19 protein-coding genes are annotated in these 20,711 nt (G+C 60.8%); 8 read left to right on the top strand and 11 right to left on the bottom strand.

The features are described 5' to 3' along the window. The 3 genes from WB402_RS13325 to WB402_RS13315 all read left to right on the top strand — a co-directional run. A partial coding sequence (locus WB402_RS13325) for a pirin family protein (protein ID WP_424208649.1) occupies window positions 1-288 on the top strand: 288 nt, incomplete at its 5' end. After that, a complete protein-coding gene (locus WB402_RS13320; protein ID WP_424208647.1) occupies window positions 285-515 on the top strand; it encodes a hypothetical protein in 231 nt (76 codons plus the stop codon). The genes WB402_RS13325 and WB402_RS13320, both read left to right, overlap by 4 nt. Before the next feature lie 55 nt (window positions 516-570). After that, window positions 571-999 (top strand): DoxX family protein, encoded by a 429-nt coding sequence (locus WB402_RS13315; protein ID WP_424208645.1) that lies wholly within the window; start codon window positions 571-573, stop codon window positions 997-999. A 52-nt stretch (window positions 1,000-1,051) separates the two neighbouring features. Here WB402_RS13315 and WB402_RS13310 read toward each other — a convergent pair whose 3' ends face one another. After that, complete coding sequence (locus tag WB402_RS13310) at window positions 1,052-3,430, bottom strand: EAL domain-containing protein (RefSeq protein WP_424208644.1); 2,379 nt, start codon at window positions 3,428-3,430, stop codon at window positions 1,052-1,054. A 409-nt stretch (window positions 3,431-3,839) separates the two neighbouring features. Between WB402_RS13310 and WB402_RS13305 the strand changes: the two genes are divergently transcribed. Further along, window positions 3,840-4,709: a fructosamine kinase family protein gene (locus WB402_RS13305; protein WP_424208655.1), complete on the top strand. Its 870-nt coding sequence runs from the start codon at window positions 3,840-3,842 to the stop codon at window positions 4,707-4,709. A 4-nt stretch (window positions 4,710-4,713) separates the two neighbouring features. On the opposite strand, the gene WB402_RS13300 is transcribed toward WB402_RS13305, so the two are convergent. From WB402_RS13300 to WB402_RS13285, 4 genes are read right to left on the bottom strand one after another with little or no spacing between them, the layout of a single operon-like run. After that, window positions 4,714-5,778 carry an LPP20 family lipoprotein gene (locus tag WB402_RS13300; RefSeq protein ID WP_424208642.1) on the bottom strand — a complete coding sequence of 355 codons (1,065 nt, stop codon included), beginning with the start codon at window positions 5,776-5,778 and terminating at the stop codon, window positions 4,714-4,716. Continuing rightward, window positions 5,775-7,145 carry a COG3014 family protein gene (locus WB402_RS13295; protein ID WP_424208640.1) on the bottom strand — a complete coding sequence of 457 codons (1,371 nt, stop codon included), beginning with the start codon at window positions 7,143-7,145 and terminating at the stop codon, window positions 5,775-5,777. Before WB402_RS13295 ends, WB402_RS13300 begins: the two co-directional genes overlap by 4 nt. A 16-nt stretch (window positions 7,146-7,161) precedes the next feature. Beyond that, window positions 7,162-7,785: a penicillin-binding protein activator LpoB gene (locus tag WB402_RS13290; protein WP_424208638.1), complete on the bottom strand. Its 624-nt coding sequence runs from the start codon at window positions 7,783-7,785 to the stop codon at window positions 7,162-7,164. Continuing rightward, on the bottom strand, window positions 7,785-8,348 hold the full coding sequence (locus tag WB402_RS13285; RefSeq protein ID WP_424208636.1) for an LPP20 family lipoprotein: 564 nt from the start codon (window positions 8,346-8,348) through the stop codon (window positions 7,785-7,787). The genes WB402_RS13290 and WB402_RS13285 overlap by 1 nt, the downstream gene beginning before the upstream one ends. 124 nt (window positions 8,349-8,472) lie before the next feature. On the opposite strand from WB402_RS13285, the gene WB402_RS13280 reads away from it, so the two are divergent. The 4 genes from WB402_RS13280 to WB402_RS13265 all read left to right on the top strand — a co-directional run bounded on the left by WB402_RS13280 (window position 8,473) and on the right by WB402_RS13265 (window position 12,454). After that, window positions 8,473-9,879: an MBL fold metallo-hydrolase RNA specificity domain-containing protein gene (locus tag WB402_RS13280; protein WP_424208634.1), complete on the top strand. Its 1,407-nt coding sequence runs from the start codon at window positions 8,473-8,475 to the stop codon at window positions 9,877-9,879. 276 nt (window positions 9,880-10,155) lie between these two features. Beyond that, window positions 10,156-10,530, top strand: a complete 375-nt coding sequence (locus WB402_RS13275; RefSeq protein ID WP_424208632.1) for a c-type cytochrome — start codon at window positions 10,156-10,158, stop codon at window positions 10,528-10,530. A 9-nt stretch (window positions 10,531-10,539) separates the two neighbouring features. After that, complete coding sequence (locus tag WB402_RS13270; protein WP_424208630.1) at window positions 10,540-11,832, top strand: FCSD flavin-binding domain-containing protein; 1,293 nt, start codon at window positions 10,540-10,542, stop codon at window positions 11,830-11,832. Between the two features lie 208 nt (window positions 11,833-12,040). Continuing rightward, window positions 12,041-12,454 (top strand): NUDIX domain-containing protein, encoded by a 414-nt coding sequence (locus tag WB402_RS13265; protein WP_424208628.1) that lies wholly within the window; start codon window positions 12,041-12,043, stop codon window positions 12,452-12,454. Window positions 12,455-12,534: 80 nt separating this feature from the next. Here the strand turns inward: WB402_RS13265 and WB402_RS13260 are convergent, their stop codons facing one another. The 6 genes from WB402_RS13260 to ntrB all read right to left on the bottom strand — a co-directional run bounded on the left by WB402_RS13260 (window position 12,535) and on the right by ntrB (window position 20,629). Beyond that, window positions 12,535-13,329 carry a hypothetical protein gene (locus tag WB402_RS13260; RefSeq protein WP_424208626.1) on the bottom strand — a complete coding sequence of 265 codons (795 nt, stop codon included), beginning with the start codon at window positions 13,327-13,329 and terminating at the stop codon, window positions 12,535-12,537. A gap of 154 nt (window positions 13,330-13,483) precedes the next feature. Beyond that, the gene (locus WB402_RS13255) at window positions 13,484-16,156 is read right to left on the bottom strand and encodes a molybdopterin-dependent oxidoreductase (protein ID WP_424208624.1); all 2,673 of its coding nucleotides are present in this window, start codon (window positions 16,154-16,156) and stop codon (window positions 13,484-13,486) included. A gap of 7 nt (window positions 16,157-16,163) precedes the next feature. Then, a complete protein-coding gene (nirD, locus tag WB402_RS13250; protein ID WP_424208622.1) occupies window positions 16,164-16,526 on the bottom strand; it encodes a nitrite reductase small subunit NirD in 363 nt (120 codons plus the stop codon). Window positions 16,527-16,552: 26 nt separating this feature from the next. Then, window positions 16,553-18,991: a nitrite reductase large subunit NirB gene (nirB, locus tag WB402_RS13245; protein ID WP_424208620.1), complete on the bottom strand. Its 2,439-nt coding sequence runs from the start codon at window positions 18,989-18,991 to the stop codon at window positions 16,553-16,555. 15 nt (window positions 18,992-19,006) lie between these two features. Further along, window positions 19,007-19,807, bottom strand: coding sequence for an ABC transporter ATP-binding protein (locus WB402_RS13240; RefSeq protein WP_424208618.1), 801 nt, complete (start codon window positions 19,805-19,807; stop codon window positions 19,007-19,009). A 3-nt stretch (window positions 19,808-19,810) separates the two neighbouring features. Further along, complete coding sequence (ntrB, locus tag WB402_RS13235; RefSeq protein ID WP_424208653.1) at window positions 19,811-20,629, bottom strand: nitrate ABC transporter permease; 819 nt, start codon at window positions 20,627-20,629, stop codon at window positions 19,811-19,813. Window positions 20,630-20,711: the final 82 nt, after the last annotated feature.

The following is a 20,711-nucleotide window of genomic DNA, read 5'->3' as shown; positions in this document are numbered from 1 at the left end:
CACCGGGACATGGAAATCATTGCCTATGTCCTGACGGGTGCGCTAGAACACAAGGACAGCCTGGGTTCCGGTTCGGTGATACGGCGCGGTGAAGTACAGCGCATGAGCGCGCGCAGCGGCATCACGCACAGCGAATTCGATCATTCAAAAACCGAACCGGTGCATTTCCTGCAGATATGGATCCTGCCGGATCGCAAAGATCTGCCGCCGGGCTATGAACAGAAATTTTTCACGCCTGAGGAACGGCATGGCCGTTGGCGGCTCATCGCTGCCGTGAGGATTCGGTGACGATTCGCCAGGATGCCTTCCTGTACGTTACTGCGCTGAACGACGCCGAATCCGTCGAACACCGCCTGGCGCCGGGACGATCGTCCTATCTGCACCTTGCGCGTGGACGGGCGACTGTTAACGGACAGACAATCACGGCGGGAGATGGGGCGCGTATCAGCGACGAGACGGAAATCCGCCTGACCGGCCGGCAAAATGCGGAGGCTCTGCTATTCGATCTTCCGTGACTTTCGGAACAGATTTTCAGCCATCATTTTCAAACCCGCGACAAGGAGGAAGAACATGAAGCAAGCATGTAAATGGGCGCAACATTACGGGCCGCTGATCGGGCGGCTACTGCTGGCGAATCTGTTCGTCGTCTCCGGATTCAAGAAGATCACCGGCTTTGCCTACATGGCAAGTGTTATGGGAGGGAAAATGCCGAGTCTCGATCCCAACCTGATCAAGCTAATGCTGGTGGTGACCATTGCCGTGGAGCTGGGTGGTGGTCTGATGGTGCTGATTGGCTGGCAGGCGCGCTGGGCGGCCACGGCGATTCTGTTATGGATGATTCCAGTCACATACGTCTTTCATGCCTACTGGGGGCTGCCGCCGGATCAGATGCAGGTGCAATTCATCCAGTTCCACAAAAACATGGCGATCATGGGCGCCATGCTATACATCATCGCCAATGGGTCCGGCCCCTTTAGTCTCGGCAGGGATAACTGCTAACGGCGGTACGAGTGCGGAAAAATTCGAGAAAGCAATATCGCTGAACACCTGTTCAGTTATGCAGGCGTATCAGCTTGGGATGGCGCTTGGCCAGACCCCAGGACGACTGCTTGAGCCAAACGGCGAGTTCTTCCGCCGACAGCGGGCGGCTGATGTAGTTCCCCTGCGCGGTGTCGCACCCCAGTTCGCCCAGGCGATTGAGGGTTTCCTCATTCTCAACGCCTTCTGCCACGACCTCGAGCTTGAGGTTGTGCGCGAGATCGACGCTGGTGCGCACGATGGCCGCGTCATTTTCGTCGCGCACCATGCCGATGACGAATGACTTGTCGATCTTGATGGTGTTGACCGGCAGTTTCTTCAGATAGGACAGCGAGGAGTAGCCGGTTCCGAAATCGTCAATGGCGATTCTCAGGCCCATCGCCGACAGGCGCGTGAGCACCTCGAGGGCACGCTCCGGTTCCGTCATCACCGCGCTCTCGGTGATCTCGAGCTCCAGCCAATGCGGTGAAATCTGCAGCGCCGCCAACTGCTCGGCGAAGGCATCGGCCAGGTATGGATCCTGCAAGTCGCGCACCGACAGGTTCATGGAAATGGTAATCGGCACGCCCTTGTCCTGAAGCATCTGCCCTTGCCGCAGGGATTCGTTCAGTACCCAGGGGGTAAGACTGCGGATCATGCCGGTCTGTTCCAGCAGCGGGATAAAGGTATCCGGCAGCAACAGTTCCTCGCGCGGATGATTCCAGCGCACCAGCGCCTCCACACCCGTGACCTGGAAAGTTTTGAGATTGACCTTCGGCTGGTAATAAAGCACGAACTGCTCCTGCTCCACGGCATGGCGCAGTTCACCGAGCAAGGTAAGGCGCGTAGAGTTGTGCTGGTCGAGCTTGCTGTCGTAAAGGGCATGTCCGCTGTTGGCATGCTTGGCCGAATACATGGCCACGTCGGCGCGCTGTATCAGGATATTCGCGTCCACGCCGTGGTCGGGGTAAAGCGCAACACCGATGCTCGCGCCGATGTCGAGACTCTGTTCCTGAATTCGGAACGGCGCGCGCAGCGCCTGCAACAACATGCGCGCGGCCATGGTCGCGTGTTTATCGCTGACCGCGGGCAACAGTATGGCGAATTCGTCGCCACCCATGCGCGCCACCGTATCGATGTCGCGCAGCTTGCTGCGCAAGCGCGCCGCAACTTGCTGCAGCAGCAGGTCACCGACCTGATGTCCCAAGGTATCGTTGATGTCCTTGAAACGGTCGAGATCCATCAGCAGCAGCGCGAACGGCCGGTAGTCGCGCTTGGCCTCTTCGATCGCCTGTTGCAAGCGCTCATGGAACAGTGTGCGATTCGGAAGTTTCGTCAGCGGATCGGCAAATGCAAGGCTTTCGAGACTGTCGTAAAGTTCCTTCAGCCGCGTTGACATGCTGTTGAATCCAGCGCCGAGTTCCGCGATTTCCCTGTTACCGGCGGTCATCACGTGCTCGCCAAAATGGATTTTGTCCGAGCGTAACTTGCGCACCTGGGTCACCAGGGTTTGTAGCGGTTTAACGGTGATTTTCTGGACGATAAACCACACGATAAGGACTGCCAGCAATGCCACGCCGGCGGCAGCCAGCATGGCCACATTTTCGGTATGTGCCAGACTGTCATAAAACGGCGCCATGTCTCTGAGGGCGGCGATGGTGAGCATCGACTTGGCCGGCGCATAAACATTCAGCATCTGTTCCGCAATGATGGTGCGATCCATGTCTTGATCCGACTTCGGCCAACCGGCGGACTTGTAAAGCACGGTGCCGTCGGCCAGGCTGAGCTTGAGTGATAGACCCGCTAAAGCCGAGTCCGCAGCGGTAAAGTTGCGTAACATGTTATAGGTAATCTTCAGGTAGCCGTCGCTGGAATTCTCTCCCAGTGATTGGAAAAATTCATAGCGCATTTCCTTGCCGACGATGCATATCCCGCCCATGGGCTTGAGACGTTCGGTGCCGATGCGGCGCGCCGCCTGGGCGCGCAGGTTCTGGCACGACGCCTGATTCGGATCGATGTCCAGCGACTGCCACGGTGTGCTGGCTATCGGATTGAGATTCCCATCCAGCACCTGAAGCGCGATCAGGTCCGATTCACCGGTCTTGAAAAAAGGGTGCTGCGAAAGCTTGTTAAGCTGGTGGCTTGCCACGGGGATATTCTGCTTGCGAACAGCCGCCATCAATTCCGGATCGGACTTGGCGATCTGCACGATTCCGCGCGATTCGGTATCGATCTCCTTGCGCAGATTCGCAAGCCAGGTCCGCGCCTGCTCGTTGACGGTGGCGCGTTGGGATTCAAGGGCAAAATCTTGCCAGACGTGTCCGCTCGCAAGCACGAAAAGTGCGCATAGCAATCCCATCACCGCTATCGCGGTAATGAGGCTGGCGCGCATCGATATCTGGTTAAGTTGCATCGTTATTCTTGATCGCCATCGCCGTTTCCGGACGACTAACCAATGATGCGAATCCTTTCGTTGATGTCCCCGATCCATTGGAACTCCGAGCACCTCCTGGTATGTCAATTCCCTGACCCGCTGGCTGAAATAGCCCGCGCTACTCAGCGGCGGTCTGACAAATGCTGCAAATCTAATGCCATGAAGAAGTCATTTTTATAATATTTATAATCAACGACTTACATATCCATGATGCAGGCAAACACGGCAAAACTCGCGAAATTTCGCACTTAACGGGATGGATGACAAGATTGGTCGGCTTTTCGGCAGAAAAATCTGCCGATGTCGTCCTTCCGATGCGAGCCCCGGCTTCTCGCGTACCGACTTTATCCCTACATTAACGGGGCCAGGCGGGGACAAAATGGAAACAATCTGGACAACGGTGGCACAGCGCATCTCCGATGCCACGGGCGCATTGTTTGCGGCCCGCTCACAACATGCCGTCGGTGGTGGATGCATCAACAGCGCCACGGTTCTCGAGGATGGCAAGCGCCGTTACTTCGTCAAGCTCAATGATGCAGCACGTTTTAGTATGTTCGAGGCGGAAGCGGAGGGTCTCAAGGATATCGCGCGGACACGCAGCGTGCGCGTTCCCGAACCGGTGTGCTGGGGCACGGCCGATGGTTCCGCATTTATCGTGCTGGAATTTCTCGATCTGGGAGGTACCGATTCGCGCAGCCTGGAAAAGCTCGGGCAACAACTGGCGCAGATGCATCGTGCCACGCATGATCGATTCGGCTGGCGCATGGACAACACCATCGGCTCGACACCTCAGATCAACACACCCACTTCCGACTGGCTCGAGTTCTGGCGCGATCGTCGCTTGGGCTTCCAGTTGAAGCTGGCAGCCCGGCAAGGCCGCAGCCTCATGAACAAAGGCGAGCGCTTGATGGCGGACCTGGGGGAATTTTTTCATGGTTACCGGCCGTCACCGTCGCTGCTGCACGGCGACCTGTGGGGCGGCAACGTCGGCGCGGCAGAACAGCAGCCGGTGATCTTCGATCCCGCGGTTTATTACGGCGACCGCGAAGCGGACATTGCCATGACCGAATTGTTCGGCGGATTTTCAGCCCGGTTCTATCAGGCATATCAGGAAACCTGGCCACTCGATACCGGCTATAAAGTGCGCAAAAACCTGTACAACCTTTACCACATCCTCAACCACTTCAATCTCTTCGGCGGCGGATACGGTTCACAGGCGGAGCGCATGCTGGACTCGCTCCTGGGTGAACTGCGTTAAGCACTTACGGCCTGGCGAAACCGATGAGTGTCTCGCGCAGCTCTTTTTTCAGGATCGCCGCGACCTGATCCATCGCCCGCTGTCGGGACACGCCATGATCCTGGGCTGAAGCCTTGATGTCCCAACGCCGGCTGCCACGAACACGATCTGCAGCGATTTCCCGAAGCGTGACTTCCATCGTGCCGCGCTGCCAGTACCAGCCTTCCCGCAAGCCCAGATCGTCCAGCGCCAGATTCGCGACCAGAACGTAATCCGTTTTCTCGCCGGTCGCGATCAGAAATCCGGCGCCGGCCACCGCCCCGCTGACGGCTGCGGCGAACCCGGAAGGCGCGTCGGGGGCGGTCTGAACCTCCACCCGCACACGCTTGAGCAGATCGGAGAGATCAGCGTCGAGCTTCGCGGTATTCCATTCGGACTCGGCGCCGCGTCCGGTCGGGTCCACGATGCGCAGGGATTTCTGATAACCCACGCGCTCCATTTGCGCGTCCAGTGCGTGCTGGGCGGCGCCGATTTTCATCAGGATATCCGCGGAGGCGCGCGACTCGTCGAGGTATTTGCGCGTGGCGGCATCGAGACGCTCGATTTCCTGGCGCAGGCGCATGGAAGCTTGCAAGCGCGGCAACACCGCGAGTGCATGCTGCGTCCCGGTCTGGGGGTCCTGCCAGACCTCGGCGATCTGGATGCCCTCGACAATCTGATCGGCACGGGTGGTGAGACGGCGCGAGGCTTGCGCGGCATATTCGCTGGCGGGTTTTGCTTTCTTATCGGCGCTGTCCGATTTCTGATGGAAGGTCTGAATGTCCTCGCTTTCCACGGCCACGGCCACTTCAAAAATTTTCGCCAGGTCGGCACGGGCCCGGTCGCGCGCTTCCTCCGCCGTGGCCGCCTGCCCGCGGCCAACCAGGTATTGCTCGGTGGGATACTTTTCCGCAGGGCCGTTGACCCAGTTCGGCATGGCGGGGTGGGAGGCGCATCCGCCCATCGCGATCAGGGATATAGCCAATGTCGCTGCGAGAAATACGCGAGGGATGGAGCGGTTACGGACCTGAGGACGGAAGAGAATTTTCATCGTGGACTCCTCGGGGTTGTCACGTTGGGCGCAATCCAGTGGGGCGAGAGATAGGTCTTCGCGCCCTGGTGTATGGTGATATTGGCGTATTCCTGCTTGGCCACGATCTGGCCATAATCGCCCAGCAAATCGACTTTAACCGTGTAGGTTCCGGGCGGCAAGGGCACACGCGCCAGATAGACGCGCGACGGCAACGTCATCCAGCTGCGCGTGTCCGCACGCTCCGTCACCAGCCCGGCGATTTCCACCGCCAAGGCGGCCACGGCCGTGCCCGCATTGTTCTGGTTCTGCTGGCGCGCGCTCTCGCGCGCGGCCTTGGCCATCTGCGCCTTGAGCACCGCGCGTGCTACGGCACGTGCCGTGATCACCGGTATCCTGGCCTCCAGGTCCTTGACGGCGATGGCACCGATGTCCTCGGCCAGTTCCGCCGGCGCGCTGACGTCCCCCGCGGCCACGCGCGCACCGGAAACCGGCGTAAAACGCGTTTCGAAATACGGCAGGGCGATGCGCACGATATGGCCCGAGGCGGGGTCCACGACGTTGGCGGCCTGCTCGCGCTTGATCGGGGCCAGACCGTCGTTCAGGATGTACACCAGCTCGCCTTTCTGCGCCAGCTCCTCGGCGCTCATCCAATGTTCGATCTGGAATTCCTTCTGGTATTGCCGCATCTCCTGTGACAGTCCCAGCTGCTGCGACAGCCGCAACAGGTCTTGCTTGAGATAGTTCGGGACCGTGACCCCGTATTTCTCGCGATAACGACGATAGGCCTCGTAGGCCTGGCGGTAGGAGATCATCGCGTCGCTGCGCTCGCCCATCTCCTCATAGATCATGCCCGTGAGGTAACGCGCGAGCGCGTCCTCGGTATAACGGCTTTCGGGAATCTTCTGGGCAATTTCGCGCAATCGTTCGTCTACCTGCAAGGCCTCAACGCGCGCGTCGATGAGATCGCCCAATTGCAGGTAATTGAGCGCCGTGTACAGATGCACCAGCACCTGTTCGTAGGTTTCGCCGGTGTAACTGCGTGTCGCGTCGTTGAACGCAAACGACAGGGCCTGCTCACGGATACTCACGCCGTAGAGTTCGTCCATACTTGCCTTGGCCGCTTCAAACGTCCGGTTGGAGGCGGCGAAATCGCCGCTCATGCGCTCGAGCATCGCCTTGTTCAGGAGGTACACCACCTGGTCGCGCTTGGGGTAGCGCTGTTTTTCGAACGCCTGCAGTGCCGCCCCGAAGTTCTGCGCCGCCATGTCGTTTTCGATGACGCTGAAGGAATCGCTGTAGCTGGCGCAACCGGAAAGCGCCAAGAGGACGGTCGCCAGGAACCACCCTGACGGCGGGAAGACACGGATAGCGCGCCGGAGGCGCATGACGGCCCGCCGGGGATCAGTAACGGAGATTGCCGCGCTTGACGAACTTCTTGATCTTCTTCTGCCCAATCCAGGTTTTCACGTTGTCCGCGAGGCTGATGAGCGTGAGGTCCACCTGATAATACCGCACCTGGCTCGAACCGGAGGTATCGATGATGGTATTGATCGTTCCCTTGAGCATGTAATCGGCCCCAATCTCCTGGCCCATGGGCTTGCGCGTGGCCTCGGCGGCGTTAATGTCCTGATCCTTGCGCTCCTCGCGGATTTCGCCGCGTTCGCCTTTGGAGGCGACGAACTGGATCTTGCCGGAATTGATGAGGGCGCGCTCCATGTCGGCGGTGAAGGTGTTCACGTTGACGTGCTCATTGCTGAGATTCAGCACCTCGCCCACGATCACGGCGGGCTTCTTTTTGTGTGTGCGCGTGAACTCCGGCAGCCAGTCGCGCGACAGCACGTCCTGGATCATCTCCTCGGAAACCAGACGCGAGTCGGTGTCATTCCAGGCCCCGGAAAGGTCCTTGACCTCGGCCGTGTCCATGCGCTCCACCGACGTGCCGCAACCGGCGATGGACAGGACCAGCACCGACACGGCCAGTGCCAGCGCCAGCCTTGAATTTGCACGGAAGGAACAGCCCATCATTATTTCTCCTTGGTCAGCCGGTCGAAAATGTTGTCGGCGTTGCGTTCCACATACTGGCGCACGTCACCGTTCATGTCCTGGGCGCCCGATACGGTACTTTTGACCTGTTTCATGTCAAGCTCGGCGATGGAGTAAACGATATTCGTCTTTTTGTCCTGCCAGCGGGCGATGATCTTCGCACCCGCGAGATTGATCTTGGACAGGTTCCTGATCTGGCGCGAGACCGCCTCTTCGGAAACCTTGCTGTCACCGGACTTGGCCGCCGATTGATAGTCGTTCGAGACGACATCCAGGTAAGAGGAAAAAATGCGCGCCAGTTCCGCGCGTGCCCGGTCGTCGGCGGTGGCGCGCTGCAGCGTCACCTCACCCATCGGCGATGCCGAACCCACGCCGTGGAACAGCCGGCCGTCCTTGTCATTGACATAACTCGTACCCTTGTTGACCCAATCCGGCGCGCCCTTGATAAGCAGATCGCTCTCAAGCTGCGTCTGCCCGGAGCATGCCGCCAACATCGCGGCGGCTGTCAGCAGGATCGCCTGCAACAGGAATTTCGGCTTGTTCATATTGCCTCCTTGGCCCATGGTATTGCGCAGAGTTTAAACGCCAACGATCGGGAAAAGCAAAAAACCACGGCGTTTTCATGTCATGATAGCACCGTTGGTTCCAACCTCCATTTAAGGTGGCCGCATGAATATACAGTTTCTGGGCGCGGCGCGCGAAGTCACCGGTTCATGCCACTTGGTGCACTGTGACGACCAGCGCCTGCTCATCGATTGCGGCCTGATCCAGGGCGCGCCCGCCGACGAGGCGCGCAACCGCACACCCTTCCCCTTCGCCCCCGGCGATATCGACGCCGTGGTCCTGACGCATGCCCACCTCGATCACTCCGGCCGCCTGCCGCTGCTGGTCAAGGCCGGTTACCGCGGGCCGATCTATACCCACCGCGCGACGCGCGACCTGTGCCAGATCATGCTCCGGGACGCGGCTTCGCTGAACGAGAAAGACGCGGAACACGAAAACCGCCGGCGTCAGCGCCAGGGCAAGCGCCTCGTCGAACCGCTGTACACGCGCAACGACGCCGAGAAGGCCATGCACCAGTTTCAGGTGTTCGACTATGATGTCGAGAAAAAAATCCTGCCGGGCATGCAGTTGCGCCTTCAGGACGCGGGACATATCCTCGGTTCGGCGATCGTGGAACTCTGGCTCGAGGAAAACGGCCAGACGCGCAAGCTGGCGGTCAGCGGCGATCTGGGACACGCGGGCGCGCCGATCCTGCGCAACCCCGAGGTCGTGCGCGAGGCGGATCTGGTCGTGCTCGAAAGCACCTACGGCGATCGCGAGCACCGCGCCTGGGAAGACACGCTGGCGGAGCTGGGCGAGGTGTTTCGCGAGGCGCGGCGCGACCAAGGCAACATTCTCATCCCTGCCTTCGCTATCGGCCGCAGCCAGGAGCTGATCTACTTTCTCAAGCAGCACAGCCGGGAATGGGGTATCGATCAATGGACGGTCTTTCTCGACAGCCCGATGGCGATCGAGGCGACCGAGGTCTATGCGCGGTACTGGAAACTGTTCGATGCCGAGACCTCGCGGCGGCGCAAAAAAGACGGCGATCCCTTCACCATGCCCAACCTCCATTTCAGCCGTACCGCCGCGCAATCCATGGCCATCAACCGCGTGCGCACCGGCGCCATCGTCATCGCCGGCAGCGGCATGTGCACCGGCGGGCGTATCCGGCATCACTTCAAGCACAATCTCTGGCGCGAACAGTGCCACGTGATCTTCGCCGGATTCCAGGCACGCGGCACGCTCGGGCGTCAACTGGTGGACGGCGCCAAAACTGTGAAGCTCTGGGATGAATCCATCCGCGTGGCCGCGCGGATTCACACCGTCGGCGGTTTGTCGGCCCACGCCGGCCAGTCGGGTTTGCTGAACTGGTACCGGAACTTCGAACGGCATCCCGCGGTCGCGCTGGTGCATGGCGAGCCCGAACCGATGGACGCCCTAGCGAAGCGCTTGCGCTTATTACGTGCGTCGGTTCTGACACCGGAAGCGGGAGAACGGATTGACCTTTTGTCCTTGCCGCGCGCGCGCTGAACAGCGGCGTATCCAAAATCCAGAAAGACAACTCCCGGTGGCAATATCCCGGTTCCACCAACCAAGACCACGGAAGAGCACTGAAACTCTCAAGATGTGGCAGATTGTCGCAGGCGCGGATCATGCTTGACCTGAATCAAGCACAATGTAGCGCGATGTGCGCATAATTTTTTTGTGCGAGCGGTATCCAAAAATAAAAACAGGCGCGAGCATTCGCCAATGATATCTCTCCCTGTTCGTTAGTCGTTTGATTGATTCATCCACTTGAGGAGGTGCATGATGACTTTCCATAATTCAATTCCCACACTGTTGTTGAGCGCGATGTGTCTGGCTGCCTTGCCGTCCGTGGCGGCGGATGCACCGGCACCGGCGACAACTACGGCCCTAGCCGCCGCGGCGCCCTCCGCGCCACCCAGTCCGGCGGCGGTCGTCAATATGATCAGCAACTGCTACTCATGTCACGGCACCGACGGCCGCAGTCCCGGTGCCATCCCCAGCCTGACCGGCAAGAATGCCGAGCAGGCGTTGCTGCAGCTCAAGGAGTTCAAATCCGGTCAACTGGCAGCCACGGTCATGACGCGCCATGCCAAGGGCTATACCGACGCGGAACTCGAGGCGCTCGCCAACTACATCGGCACCAATCTCAAATAGGGGATGACCATGAGCAAAATTACACGCAGAGATTTTCTTAAAATCGCCGGCGCGGCCTCTGCGGCTGGCGCGCTCGGTTATGCCTCGCTGGCACACGCCGCCGAGGGCGGCAAGGGAATCGCCCGGGTAGTCGTGGTCGGCGGCGGTTTCGGCGGCGCGACCTGCGCTAAATATCTCCGCCGGCTCGATCCCGGCGTGGCCGTGACGCTGATCGAGCCGAGCACCAAGTTCATCACCTGCCCGTTCAGCAACCTGGTACTCGGCGGACTGCGCGACATGAACTCAATCACCCAGAACTATGACGCGCTCAAAAAGAAACATGGCGTCAATGTCATGCGCGACACGGTGACCGCCATCGACGCCGACGGCAAAAAGCTCAAGCTCAAGAGCGGCAAGACCCTGAGCTACGATCGCCTGGTGGTCTCGCCCGGTATCGATTTCAAATGGGATGCCGTCGAGGGCTACAACGAGAAGGCCGTGGAGGTCATGCCACACGCCTGGAATGCCGGCCCGCAAACAGTGCTGCTGCAAAAGAAGCTCAATGCCATGAAAAACGGCGGCACTTTCATCCTGGTGTCCCCGCCCAACCCGTTCCGCTGCCCGCCCGGACCGTATGAACGCGCGAGCATGGTGGCGCACTACCTCAAGGAACATAAGCCCAAGTCCAAGATCATCATTCTGGACGCCAAGGACGCCTTCTCCAAACAGGGCCTGTTCCAGGACGGGTGGAAGAAGATCTATGGCGACATGATCGAATGGGTCCCGGGGGCCAAGGGTGGCACGGTGAAAAAGGTCAACGTGAAAAAGATGACGCTGGAAACCGAGCTCGACAAGCACAAGGCCGACGTCGTGAACTTCATCCCGGCGCAGACCGCGGGCAAGATCGCGCTGGCCTCGGGCCTGGCCGACGACAAGGGCTGGTGTCCGGTGGACCCGAAGACCTTCGAATCGAAGCTGCACCCCGGCATCCACGTCATCGGCGACTCCTCGATCGCCGGCGCGCTGCCGAAGTCCGGCTTCGCCGCCAGCAGCGAGGCCAAGATGTGCGCCGCCGCGATCGTTGCCTTGTTCAAGGGTGAGACACCCGCGGAGAACTCGCTGGTCAATACCTGCTACAGCCTGATCGCACCGCAGTACGGCATCTCGGTCGCGGGTGTGTACAAGGTGACGGAGAAAGGCATCACCGAAGTTCCGGGCGCGGGCGGCGTGAGCCCGAAGGACGCCCCGGATTCCTTCCGCGAGCAGGAGGCCAAATACGGCGCCGGCTGGTACGCCAGCATCACCTCGGACATCTGGGGCTGATCGCGGTTTCAGCGTAATCTCGTTGTGCCCAAGGGCGGCTCCGGCCGCCCTTGTTTTTTCTGGGCGCGTGTTAATGACTAGAACCTACCTCAAGATATATGTAGGGTGGGCACCGCTCACCGTCGGACAGTTGGCGAAGCCGTGTTGGTGGGCAATGCCCACCCTACGAATATATGCCAGAGTATTTTTGAGATAGGTTCTAGACACAATGAATTCCCAACCGACCCTTTCGGCAGGAGTGGTCGTCGTCAGACGGACGGCGGATACCTGGCGCTACCTGCTGCTGCGCGCCGGCAGCTACTGGGATTTTCCCAAGGGCATGGTCGAACCCGGGGAAGATCCGCTGGCGGCGGCGATCCGCGAAACGGAGGAAGAAACCACGCTGACCGATCTCGACTTCCGCTGGGGACGGGCTTACATCGAAACAGAACCGTACGGCAAGAACAAGATCGCACGTTACTATCTCGCGGAATCGAAAACCGGCGAGGTGGACCTGCCGGTCAGCGCCGAACTCGGCCATCCGGAACACGATGAATTCCGCTGGCTGGATTACGAAGCGGCGCGGCTGCTACTGGTGCCGCGGGTGCTGGCGGTATTGGAGTGGGCCGGGAAAATGATTTAGGGGCTTTTTCAGTGAATGCTCGGGCTAAAGCGCGGCAGTGCATTTGCACCGACATCGCCTGGAATCCGTAGTTCAGGTTGTTAACACACGGCTTCTGCAGAACTGACATTTATCTGTCTCGCCATCTCTACAAACTGCGGATAACCTCGTGCTAGCTGTGGCATACGAATCTCATTTGGTGAACCATCCCGAGGGTATATCCTCTCATCATTGTTTTCTTCGTATATCGCACCACGTCTCACATGAAATAGATTCAGGTGACGGCTAATTCCGCTCCTAGGATGATCGTTTATAGCTCGTGAAATCGAAAACGATAATGTTCTCGCCCAGCCTCCGGGATTCATAACTTCAGCTTGGAGAATGCCGCTGGACAGCCGGAAGAGCGGTTTAATAATTCGCTTGTATTCCGATATACGGCTACCGCTTCCAATGCTACAGAGCTTGATTGCTTTGGTCATAATCCCGGGATCAAAATCTGGGTCAGCGAATCGTGCAAATATTGCTTCCGATGCCAACCCCAAACTTTCTGTCGGTGACGCTCCTACTAATAACAACTGTGAACCGAGGCTCTTCTCCTCAGATGGTGCGCGACCAAATACGTTCTTTGCGATAGGCGCCCAATTCGTTGAGACCCATATGGGATCCCACGCGTGGGTGTCTTCTGTCCCAGGAGGCAATTCCAAGAAGTCAGATAGTGACTGCAAGAGCATAAACCCGATTCGCACGGAGCCAGCGAAACCCGCAACTATGAAATTACTTATTGGGTAAGCTTTTTGGAGCATGTCGATAGTGGTTCCATTTCTGAATGTAACCTGCACATCGGAAACCACCGCGCCATAGCCAAAGATAGTGGATGCTCCAATTACCCATGTCATATCTGTTCGGGAAACCTCACTATGAGTAGACGACCTAAAATGTCACTTTATTTTATAAAGCGATAATACTGTGCAGCATATTCTTTCGAGCATTGTTATTTCAAGCGCTTACGTTTTTAGTACAACCTAAAACACAAACCCAGCGCAGAACTTTTCAGGCGATCTTTCTGACGTCATGCTGCGCGAGCAATGCCTTGAGTTCCGGCAAGCAGGAACCGCAGTTCGTGCCGGCCTTGAGGCGGGCGCCGATGTCGGCGGCGGTTGCGCACCCGGACTGGATGGCTTCGAGAATCGCCGTCTCGCCGACGCCAAAGCAGGCGCATACCTGGCGGCCGCTGTCGCGGCACCCCTTGGGCGGGATGCCGGCCAGCAGCCCGGCGCGGGTTGGAGCGTCAAGCGTCTCCAGAGCGAACAGGCTAGCCAGCCAGTCACGCGGCGGGAGTTCCGGGTTAGGACCAATGAAGATGCAGCTTTCGAGTTTCCCTTTGGTAAGGCGCGCGGCGCGGTAGCGGCGCGCGGCCTTATCGAAATATTCGATCCACTCGACCTTTTCGTCCTGCGCGCAAAGCACCGTGCGCGCCGTCATGGCCCAGTCTTTCGGCAACTCATCGCCGGCCAGTTCGTAGCGCCACAGGCCCTGCCCGCGTGCGGCCGCCCAGTAGGTCGCCGCGCCCGGGATCAGCTTGCGGCACGACAGCAGAAAGCCGTACCACTTTGGCTGCAGGGGTTCGATACGCACCGGCGTGTGCTTGAATTCCGGTTCGCCAGATAGGGGGTCGGTGGCCGGGTTCACCACCGCATCAATACAACCGGCACTGGTGAACTGGTCGTTCCAGTGCATAGGCGCAAACACTGACCCCGGACGCTGGCTGTCCGAAACCCGGACGCGCGCGCTTGACTGTCCCCACTTCGAACTGGCCCGCGCCAGTGCGCCGTCGACCACGCCATATCGGGCCGCGTCCTGCGGGTGGATCTCTATGTAAGGTTCGATAGTGTGCGCCGACAGCCGCGCCGCAAGGCCGGTGCGGGTCAGGGTGTGCCAGTGGTCGCGCACCCGGCCGGTGTTGAGCACCAGCGGATAAGCGCTATCGGTTGGGTTGGCTGGCGCACGCGGGATGATGGGCAGGAAGCGCGCACGGCCGCTGGGCGTGAAGAAGTTACCATCACCGAACAGGCGCGCCGTGCCTTTCGGCCTGGCGCGCGTCACCGGCCATTGCACCGGTGCGAGGCGCGCATAGTCCTCGTCGCTCACTTCGGCGAGACCGGAGAGATCGAAATCGCGCGTGCCGTCGTTGGCGACCGCCGAGAGCGCCGCGTGTTCGCGGAAGATGGCGGCGGCATTCGGGTAATCGAAGGCCGCGCCATGGCCGAGGCGCTTGGCTACCTCCGCCACCATCCACCAGTCCGGCTGTGCCTCGCCCGGCGGTTTCAGAAACGCGCGCTGGCGCGAGATGCGCCGCTCGGAATTGGTGACCGTGCCTTCCTTCTCGCCCCAAGCCGCGGCCGGCAGCAGCACGTGCGCATATTTCGTGGTGTCGGTGTGGCGCACGCAGTCGGAAACGATTACCAGCTCGCATTTCTCCAGTGCGCGCCGCACCTGTTGCGCATCCGGCAGGCTCACCGCCGGGTTGGTGGCCATGATCCAGAGCACCTTGATCTTGCCCTGCTCCACGGCGCGGAACAGGTCCACGGCCTTGAGGCCGGGAAGTGCGGCGATGGCCGGGGCTTTCCAGAATTCCCGCACCTCCGCGCGATCCGCCGGGTAGTCGAGCTCGAAGTGAGCGGCCAACTGGTTGGCAAGCCCGCCGACTTCGCGCCCGCCCATGGCGTTCGGCTGGCCGGTGAGCGAGAACGGCCCCATGCCCGGGCGGCCGATGCGCCCGGTGAGCAGGTGGCAGTTGATGATGGCGTTGACCTTGTCGGTGCCGCTCGAGGTCTGGTTCACGCCCTGCGAGAACAGCGTCACCACCCGCTCGGTACGCGCGAACAGTTCGAAGAACTCCGCGACCTGCGTGGCGCTAAGCCCGCATTGTCCGGCCACGCTGGCGACATCCGGGCTGCTGGCGCGCGCCGCGGCCAGGGCTTCGTCCGCGCCTTCGGTGTGGTTGGCGACGAACTGTGCATGCACCTCATCATGATCGTGAAGATAGACCAACAGGCCGTTGAACAGCACGCCATCCGTGCCGGGGCGCACGGCCAGATGCAGGTCGGCGATATCGGAACTGGCGGTGCGGCGCGGGTCGATGAGCACCACGCGCAGTTCGGGATGATCCTGTTTCGCCTGCGCCATCCGCTGGTACAGCACCGGATGGCACCAGGCGGCATTCGAGCCGACCAGCACCACCAGTTTGGCGCGTTCCAGGTCTTCGTAACAACCCGGCACCGTGTCCGAGCCGAAGGCGCGCTTGTGGCCGGCGACCGCCGAGGCCATGCACAGGCGCGAGTTGGTGTCGATGTTGGCGCTGCCGATAAAGCCCTTCATGAGCTTGTTGGCGACGTAATAATCTTCGGTCAGCAACTGTCCCGAAACGTAGAAGGCCACCGAGTCCGGGCCGTGCTGGTGCAGGGCGGCGCGAATGCCGGAGGCGACAGTATCGAGCGCTGTGTCCCAGCTCACGCGCTCGCCGTCGACTTCCGGGTGCAGCAGGCGCGTGGAAGGGTCGAGGGTTTCGGCGAGCGCCGCCCCCTTGGAACACAAGCGGCCGAAGTTGGACGGATGCTGCGGATCGCCGGCAACGCTGACCGCGCCGTCGTCCGCCACCCGCGCCAGTAACCCACAGCCGACGCCGCAGTAGGGACAAGTGGTGCGGGTCTCGGTAGCGATCATGGGGAAATCAGGCGTTCGTCGAGCAGCCTTCTTCCGGTGTCAGTGACAGGAATACCTTGCCGCCATCAACGCGCACCGGAAAGCGCGCCGCGCAACCTTCGTCCGGCGCCACCGCCATGCCGGTGTCGAGACTGATTTTCCAGTCGTGCAGCGGGCAGGCGACCTTGTTGCCGTGCACAATCCCTTGCGACAGCGGCCCACCCTTGTGCGGGCACTTATCACGCAGCGCGAACACCTCGTCGTCGAGGGTGCGGAATACGGCGATGTCGCCGTCCGCCCGCCGCACCACGCGCGCACCCTGGCGCGGGATGTCATCGAGAGTTCCGATTTCGGTCCAACCGCCGGTTTTTAACTTGGCCACTGCCTGCATGATTCTTCCTCGGTCTTTGTTTCGAGTCAGCCGACCATTTTGAGCGGCATGAACTCGTGTTTGTCTACGCCCTTGGCGCGTTCCGCCCAGGGGTCGATCTGCGCGAACTGCTGCGAATGGCGGAAGCGTTCGGCAAGAATCTTGCGGCCGGGCGCGTCTTCGACCACGCGCTGCTTGACGTAGGCGAGGCCGACGCGCTCCACCCATGGCGCGGTGCGCTCCAGATAATGCGCCTCTTCGCGATACACCTGCAGGAAGGCGGCGCAATACTCTTTTACCTCCTCCGGGGTTTTCACCGCACACAGGAAGTCGGTGGCGCGCACTTTCACCCCGCCGTTGCCGCCGACATGCAGCTCGTAGCCGGAATCCACGCACACCACGCCAAAGTCCTTGATGGTCGCCTCGGCGCAGTTGCGCGGGCAGCCGGACACGGCGAGCTTGAACTTGTGCGGCGTCCACGAGCCCCAGGTCATCTTTTCGAGCTCGATGCCCATGGTGGTCGAATCCTGAGTACCGAAGCGGCACCAGGTCTTGCCGACGCAGGTCTTCACGGTACGGATCGCTTTGCCGTAGGCATGTCCGGAGACGAACCCGGCCGCGCTCAGGTCGCCCCACATGGCCGGCAGGGTTTCCTTCGGCACGCCGAGGAAGTCGATGCGCTGACCGCCGGTGATGTGCACAGTTGGCACTTCGTACTTCTCGGCGATCTCGGCCAGCGCGCGCAGCTCGGCGGGCGTGGTCTCGCCGCCCCAGATGCGCGGCACCACCGAATAGGTGCCGTCCTTTTGAATGTTGGCATGCGCGCGTTCGTTAATGAAGCGCGACTGGTTGTCGTCCACGTACTCGCCCGGCCACGCCACCAGCAGGTAGAAGTTGAGCGCCGGGCGGCACTTATTGCAGCCGTCCGGGGTTTTCCATTCGAGCGTCCTGAAAAGCGCCGGCATGGTCTTGAGCGACTGGTTGCGAATCGCGAGCCGCACTTCGTCGTGGGTGTGCTCGGTGCATGGACACATCGGCTTCTTCTTCGGCGTCGTCGAGTAGTCACCGCCGAGGGTCGCGGCCAGCAGGTTCTCCACCAGGCCGGTGCACGAACCGCAGGAGCTGGAGGCCTTGGTGTGGGCGCGCACCTCTTCGAGCGTGAACAGCTTCTTGTCGACGATGGTCTTGACGATGGTGCCCTTGCACACGCCGTTGCAGCCGCAGATCTCGGTGCTGTCGGCCATTGCCACCACGCGGCTTTTGATGTCGCCGTGCCCGGCGTCGCCGAGGTGTGCCTGGCCAAACAGCAGTTTGTCGCGCAAGTTCGAGACGTCGGTGCCGTCGCGCATCAGCTGGAAGTACCAGGCGCCGTCCATGGTGTCGCCGTACATCACCGCACCCTGGATGCGGTTGTCCTTGAGCACCACCTTTTTGTACATGCCGGCGCCGGCGTCTTGCAGCACGATCTCTTCGGTCTGATCGCCACCGGTGAAATTACCGGCTGAGAACAGATCGATGCCGGTAACCTTGAGCTTGGTCGAGGTGATCGATCCCTCGTAACGCGCGATGCCAAAGTGGGCGAGATGGTTGGCGCAAACTTTGGATTGCTCGAACAGCGGCGCCACCAGCCCGTAGGTCTGACCGCGATGCTGCACGCATTCCCCTACTGCGTACACCGCCGGGTCGTATGTCTGCATGGTATCGCTCACCATCACGCCACGCTCACAGTAGAGACCGGACTTTTTGGCCAGCTCGATATTGGGGCGGATGCCGACTGCCATCACCACCAGATCGGCCGTCAGTTCGCGGCCGTCATCCAGCACGACGCCCTGCACGCGGTTCTTGCCGACTATTTCTTTTGTCACACCCTTGAGCACGAACTGCAGGCCGCGGTCTTCGAGCGACTTCTTGAGCATCCTGGCCGACGGCGCATCCAGCTGGCGCTCCATGAGCACATCCGGCAGGTGCACGACCGTGACCTTCATGCCCTGCTTCATCAGGCCGTTGGCGGCTTCCAGGCCCAGCAGCCCGCCACCGATCACCACCGCGTGGCGGTATTGTTTCGCCGCCATCAGCATGGTTTCGACATCGGCGAAGTCGCGAAAGCCGATCACTCCGGGCAGGTCCTTGCCCGGCACCGGCAAGATGAACGGGTTGGAGCCGGTCGCGAGCAACAGCCGATCGTAGTCGGTGCTGGTGCCATCGGCCGCTTTGACGACACGTTTAGCACGGTCGATTTCGACCACGGTCTTGCCCTTGTGCAGGGTGATGCCGTGTTCGGCATACCAGGCATCGTCGTTGAGCACGATTTCGCCGAACTGCTTCTCGCCGGTCAGCACCGGCGACAGCAGGATGCGATTGTAGTTCGGGTGCGGCTCGGCGCCGAACACGGTAATGGCGTATTTCTCCGGCGCGAGCTTGAGCAGCTCCTCCACCGCGCGCATGCCGGCCATGCCGTTACCGACCACGACCAATTGTTCTTTCATGCTCAATCTCCTTCCTCAGGCGACCTGCTCTTCCGGACGGTTCTGGCGCTCGTACAGGAACTTGAGCACCGCGCTGCGGCAGCGGTTGTACGCCGGATTGTCGGCGAGCTTCAAACGCTCACGCGGTCGCGGCAGATCCACGCTCAGGATTTCCCCGATCGTCGCCCCCGGTCCGTTGGTCATCATCACGATCCGGTCCGACAGCAACACCGCCTCGTCCACGTCGTGCGTCACCATGATCGTGGTGCAGCCGCTGGCGGCGACGATGCGTGATATTTCATCCTGCAGATGCGCGCGTGTGAGCGCGTCGAGCGCGCCGAGCGGCTCGTCCAACAGCAGCACCTTGGGCTGCATCGACAGCGCGCGGGCGATGCCGACGCGCTGCTTCATGCCGCCCGAGATCTCGTGCGGGTACTTGTGCGTCGCGTGCGTGAGCCCCACGAGCGCCAGCGCTTCCTCGGTGCGGATTTTCAGCGACTCCTTGCTCTCGACCGCGCCGTATACGCGCTCGACCGCGAGAAACACGTTGTCGTAACAGCTCATCCACGGCAGCAGCGAGTGGTTCTGGAACACCACCGCGCGCTGCGGGCCGGGCCCGGCGATCTCGCGCTCGTTGCACAGCAACACGCCGTCGGTGGCCTCGGTGAGCCCGGAGATCAGATTCAGCAGTGTCGACTTGCCACAGCCTGAATGGCCGATGATCGATACGAACTCACCGCGACGCACCGACAGGTTGATGTCCTTCAGCGCGACGAACCGGCCCTGCTTGGTTTCGAAAATTTTCTGCACGTTTTCCAGATGTACGTAACGTTCCATGGCTCACCCCTGATATTCAAAGCGCTTGGCGACCAGCAGCAGCATCTGCTCGAGCAGCAGCCCGACGATGCCGACCACGAAAATCGCGATGATGATGTGTTCGACGTTCAGATTGTTCCACTCGTCCCATACCCAGAAGCCGAGACCCACGCCGCCGGTGAGCATCTCGGCGGCGACGATCACCAGCCACGCCACGCCGATGGACAGGCGGATGCCGGTCATCATGTATGGCAACACCGCCGGGAACAGGATCTTGCTGAACACCTTCCATTCGGAGAGCTTGAGCACGCGCGCGACGTTGAGATAGTCCTGCGGCACACGCGTGACGCCGACCGAGGTGTTGATGATGATCGGCCAGATGCTGGAGATGAAAATCACCCACACCGCCGCCGGCTGCGCCTCCTTGAACACGTACAGGCCGATCGGCAGCCATGCCAGCGGCGACACCGGGCGCAGCAAGCTGATGATCGGCGAACTCATGCGGCTCAGGAACGCGAACCGGCCGATCAGGAAACCGAACGGGATGCCGACCAGCGCCGCCAGGCCGAAGCCTACCCCTACGCGCCCGAGCGACATGAGCACGTTCCAACCGATGCCCTGGTCGTTCGGGCCGTTCTGATAGAACGGATCGCTGAACAGCTTGACCGCCGAATCCCAGGTCTTGGACGGGTTCGGTATGCCGCTTTGCTGTGCGATGATCGCCCACAGCGCAAGAAATGCCGCAAAACCGAGCAGCGGCGGGAGCAAAGCACGCGACGCCGCCGCCAGCAGTATCACGATGCGCGGTTTTGCCGGCGATGGGATGGCTTCCGTCGCCTTCATCGGTGCCCGTGGGCGGCTCTCGTTACCCTCGGTCACGGCGGCGTTCTGTTCCGGCATTTCCTGCTTCGTCCTGATCTTGACG

The organism is Sulfuricaulis sp. (assembly GCF_049587675.1).
In the GTDB taxonomy this organism is placed as follows: Bacteria; Pseudomonadota; Gammaproteobacteria; order Acidiferrobacterales; family Sulfurifustaceae; genus Sulfuricaulis.
Note: the sequence above shows the minus strand (reverse complement) of the source record. Positions and strands in the feature narration are given on the sequence as shown.